Origin of the sequence: Lacinutrix sp. (assembly GCF_023299985.1) — a bacterium.
In the GTDB taxonomy this organism is placed as follows: Bacteria; Bacteroidota; Bacteroidia; order Flavobacteriales; family Flavobacteriaceae; genus Lacinutrix.
In genome coordinates this window covers 1-4252 of sequence record NZ_JALZVX010000050.1, presented here as the reverse complement: position 1 = coordinate 4252, position 4252 = coordinate 1, and the positions used below count along the sequence as shown (strand labels likewise).

4 protein-coding genes are annotated in these 4252 nt (G+C 32.4%); 3 read left to right on the top strand and 1 reads right to left on the bottom strand.

What is annotated here, in order from left to right; all coding sequences use genetic code 11:
* Positions 1-46 precede the first annotated feature (46 nt).
* On the top strand, positions 47-1957 hold the full coding sequence (gene acs / locus Q0C58_RS02660; protein WP_290697107.1) for an acetate--CoA ligase: 1911 nt from the start codon (positions 47-49) through the stop codon (positions 1955-1957).
* An 87-nt stretch (positions 1958-2044) separates the two neighbouring features.
* Here the strand turns inward: acs and Q0C58_RS02655 are convergent, their stop codons facing one another.
* Positions 2045-2659, bottom strand: a complete 615-nt coding sequence (locus tag Q0C58_RS02655; protein WP_290697104.1) for a fumarylacetoacetate hydrolase family protein — start codon at positions 2657-2659, stop codon at positions 2045-2047.
* A gap of 152 nt (positions 2660-2811) precedes the next feature.
* On the opposite strand from Q0C58_RS02655, the gene Q0C58_RS02650 reads away from it, so the two are divergent.
* Together Q0C58_RS02650 and Q0C58_RS02645 are read left to right on the top strand one after the other, a co-directional pair.
* Positions 2812-3384, top strand: coding sequence for a Crp/Fnr family transcriptional regulator (locus Q0C58_RS02650; protein WP_290697100.1), 573 nt, complete (start codon positions 2812-2814; stop codon positions 3382-3384).
* 58 nt (positions 3385-3442) lie between these two features.
* Positions 3443-4177 (top strand): acyl-CoA desaturase, encoded by a 735-nt coding sequence (locus tag Q0C58_RS02645; protein ID WP_290697097.1) that lies wholly within the window; start codon positions 3443-3445, stop codon positions 4175-4177.
* Positions 4178-4252: the final 75 nt, after the last annotated feature.

Below are 4252 nucleotides of genomic sequence, written 5' to 3'. Positions count from 1 at the left end.
CACTGTAAATTTACAGTGCTTTTTAATTTCTATATAAATCTATATAATGAGTAATTACCACATAAAACACCTTGAAGAATATTTTCAAGTTTATAGAAAATCGGTTAATAATCCTGAAGCTTTTTGGGAGGAAATAGCTGAAGAACATTTTCTATGGCGAAAAAAATGGGATACCGTTTTAAGTTGGGATTTTAGAAAGCCAGAAGTAAAATGGTTTGAGGGTGCAAAATTGAATATTACAGAGAATTGTTTAGACAGACATCTACTAACAAGAGGAAACAAAACGGCTATTCTTTTTGAACCTAACGATCCAAAAGAAGCAGCAGAACATATTACTTATAAAGTTTTACATGAGCGTGTTTGCAAAATGGCAAACGTATTAAAAGCAAAAGGTGTGAAAAGAGGTGATCGTGTGTGTATTTATTTACCTATGATTCCTGAACTTGTATATTCCGTTTTAGCATGTGCACGAATAGGCGCAGTACATTCTGTTGTTTTTGCGGGTTTTTCATCTACTGCATTAGCAACTAGAATTAATGATTGTGATTGTAAAATGGTAATTACAAGTGATGGGTCTTTCCGTGGAACTAAAACAATAGATTTAAAAGGTATTGTGGACGAAGCTTTAAAAGACTGTCCAGGAATAGAAAATGTTTTAGTAGCAAAACGTATTAATTCAGAGATAACAATGACAACCGAAAGAGATTTCTGGTTACAGCCATTGCTAGATGCAGCTTCTATAGATTGCGAACCTGAAATTATGGATGCAGAAGATCCGCTTTTTATATTATATACTTCTGGCTCAACAGGACAGCCAAAAGGCATGTTACATACAACTGCAGGTTATATGGTGTATTCATCTTACACGTTTAAAAACGTATTTAATTACACAGAAAACGATGTGTATTGGTGTAGTGCAGATGTAGGGTGGATTACAGGACACAGTTATATTATTTATGGTCCATTAGCAAATGGCGCAACTTCGGTTTTATTTGAAGGCGTTCCTAGTCATCCAGATTATAGTCGTTTTTGGCAAATTGTAGAAAAGCATAAAGTGAATCAGTTTTATACAGCACCAACTGCTATTAGAGCTTTGGCAAAAGAAGGTTTAGAATACACACAAAAACACGATTTGTCAAGCTTAAAAGTTTTAGGAACCGTTGGCGAGCCAATTAACGAGGAAGCTTGGCATTGGTACGATGATAATATTGGTAAAAACAAAGCACCAATTGTAGATACTTATTTTCAAACAGAAAATGGCGGTATTATGCTAACACCAATTCCTTATGTTACACCAACTAAGCCTACTTACGCTACTTTACCATTTATTGGTATTCAGCCTTGTTTAATGGACGAAGAAGGTAAAGAGATAGAAGGCAACCAAGTTAGTGGTCGTTTATGTATTAAGTTTCCATGGCCAAGTATAGCACGTTCTATTTATGGAAACCATAAACGTTATAAAGAAACTTATTTTACTGCTTTTGAAAACAATTATTTTACAGGTGATGGCGCACTAAGAGATGAGGTTGGTTATTATAGAATTACTGGTCGTGTGGACGATGTTATTATTGTATCTGGTCACAATCTTGGTACTGCACCAATTGAAGATGCTATTAACGAGCATCCTGCAGTTGCAGAAAGCGCTATAGTTGGTTTTCCGCATGACGTAAAAGGAAATGCATTATATGGTTATGTTATTTTAAAAGACATAGGAGAAGGCAGAAACCATGATAATTTGCGTAAAGAAATTAACCAGATTATTACAGAACAAATAGGACCAATTGCTAAACTCGATAAAATACAGTTTACAGACGGTTTACCTAAAACACGAAGTGGTAAAATTATGAGACGTATTTTACGAAAAATAGCCCATAAAGACTCTGGAAACTTAGGAGATATAAGTACGTTGCTAAATCCAGAAGTGGTACAAAGTATTATAGATAACGCTTTGGTGTAACATAGATTTAATTTTTGGAATTAAAAAAATGAAGTTATAATGAGTTAAAACAAATTTAATAGGTCGTTAGAAATAATTAATTTTCTACTAAACCACCTTAAAATCTAAAAGTAATTCACCTTCAATAGACGCTTGTAAACGATCACCTTTAATACTTGCTCCAGCACCTTTAGCTGGTGTTCCAGTAAAAATTAAATCACCAGGTTCTAAAGTCATAAATTGAGAGGTAAAGGCTATAATTTCGGCAAAGTTATAAATCATAAAACCAGTATTACCAACTTGTTTTTGTTCGTTGTTAATGTTTAAACTAAAGTTAATGTTGTTTAAATCTTTAAAATCTGAAACAGCTTTAAAGCCAGAAATAGGAGCAGCACCATCAAAACCTTTTGCTAATTCCCAAGGTCCTTTGGTTTCGCGTACCTGATTTAAAATATCTTTTGCTGTATAATCTATCCCAATACCAATATGCGAAATATAAGCGTTAGCCTCTTGCTCTAAAATGTTTTTACCAGACTTACCAATTTTAATAACCAATTCTACCTCGTATAATAAATTAGAAGTAAAACTTGGGTATACCACATCTCTATTGTCTGTAACCAAGCTAGATTCTGGCTTAGAAAAAATAAGTTGAAAACCTTTAGTAATGGCTTTTATTTCCGTTTTATTATTTACATAATTTTTACCAATGGCTAATATTTTCATAGTTTAATCTGCTTTAAATTTTAAAAGTTTAAAAATACTAAATTTTTATACAGACTGTTTTGTTTTCTTAGCTTTAATAACAGTATCTTTTAACAAATGTAAATTTTATTTAATTAATTTAAAAAAGCGTTCTTTGTAGTATAAGAAAAAGCATGACAAACATTAGAGAATATATAGAGAAAACTGTGACCATTAGCGATAAAGATTGGCAGTTTTTTTCGTCTAAATTAATAAATAAAACCTACAAAAAAAGAAGTATTGTTTTAGAAGTTGGTGAGACAGAAAACTATATTTCTTTTATAGAAAGTGGTATTGCACGTTTTGTTATTCCTAATAAAGATGAAGAAAAAGACACCACTTTTGGTTTCTGTTTTAATAACGAATTTGTAAGTGCATACGATTCATTTTTAACAAGAAAACCGTCCTTGTATCAGCTTGAAGCATTAACAGACCTTAATACTTGGAGAATTTCTTATAACGACTTACAAGAGGTTTATAAAAAAACAGCAGTAGGTAACCAAATTGGACGTTTGTCTTCAGAACGCTTATTTCTTATTAAATCTAAACGCGAACAGTCACTGTTAAACGAGTCTGCCATGGAACGTTACCTCAATTTATTTAAAGAAAGACCTAAGCTAATGCAAGAAATTCCTTTAAAATACATAGCCTCGTATATTGGTGTAACAGCACAAGCTTTAAGCCGCATTAGAAAACGTATTTCTTAACTTAAGTTCATTGTGCAAAATGCTAGAATTATTTACCTTTACGAAAAAGTAAAAGTCTATGATGATTTTAATATTAATACTAACACTTTGGTACACAGGATTGTTTTTTCAAACATTCTTTTTACACCGTTACGCAGCACACCAAACCTACACCATGTCTCGTACTATGGAAAAAATATGTTTTGTGCTTACTTGGGTTTTTCAAGGTTCTAATTATTTAAGTGCTTATGGTTATGGCGTTATGCATAGGTTACACCATGCATATGCAGATACAGAAAAAGATCCACACTCACCAAAGTACGATGCTACTGTTTTTTCTATGATGTGGCGTACAAAAAACACATACCAAGACATTAATAATAAACGCATTCCTGTAGCAGAAAAGTTTACTAAAAATGTACCACAATGGGAAGCTTTTGATAAGTTTGCAAGCTCTAAAATCTCAAGATTAGTTTGGGGAGCACTATACACAGCGTTTTTTATAATATTTGCTACCGCTTGGTGGCAGTGGCTATTTTTACCAGTTGCCTTTTTAATGGCTCCAATTCATGGTGTAATAATAAATTGGTTTGGCCATATTTATGGTTATAGAAATTTTGAAGTAAGTGACACTTCAAGAAATTTATTACCGTTCGATTTTTTAATGATGGGCGAAGGCTACCACAATAACCACCACACACATTCTACTCGTGCTAATTTTGGAGTAAAATGGCATGAAGTAGATATTACGTATTGTATAATGGTAGTATTAGATAAGTTAAAGCTTATTAAACTTAAGCAATCTGCTGTTTAAAAAAAACTAGTGCTTTCTTCTCATTTTTTTAAAAATTAGAATTTATTCTTCTTCTAAAAAATAGGAGGAGCGTTT

Excerpts from the sequence above, each read along its gene's own strand:
- Q0C58_RS02645 (WP_290697097.1), top strand. The coding sequence starts at position 3,443 with ATGATGATTTTAATATTAATACTAACACTTTGGTACACAGGATTGTTT.
- acs (WP_290697107.1), top strand. The coding sequence starts at position 47 with ATGAGTAATTACCACATAAAACACCTTGAAGAATATTTTCAAGTTTAT.
- Q0C58_RS02655 (WP_290697104.1), bottom strand. The coding sequence starts at position 2,659 with ATGAAAATATTAGCCATTGGTAAAAATTATGTAAATAATAAAACGGAA.
- Q0C58_RS02650 (WP_290697100.1), top strand. The coding sequence starts at position 2,812 with ATGACAAACATTAGAGAATATATAGAGAAAACTGTGACCATTAGCGAT.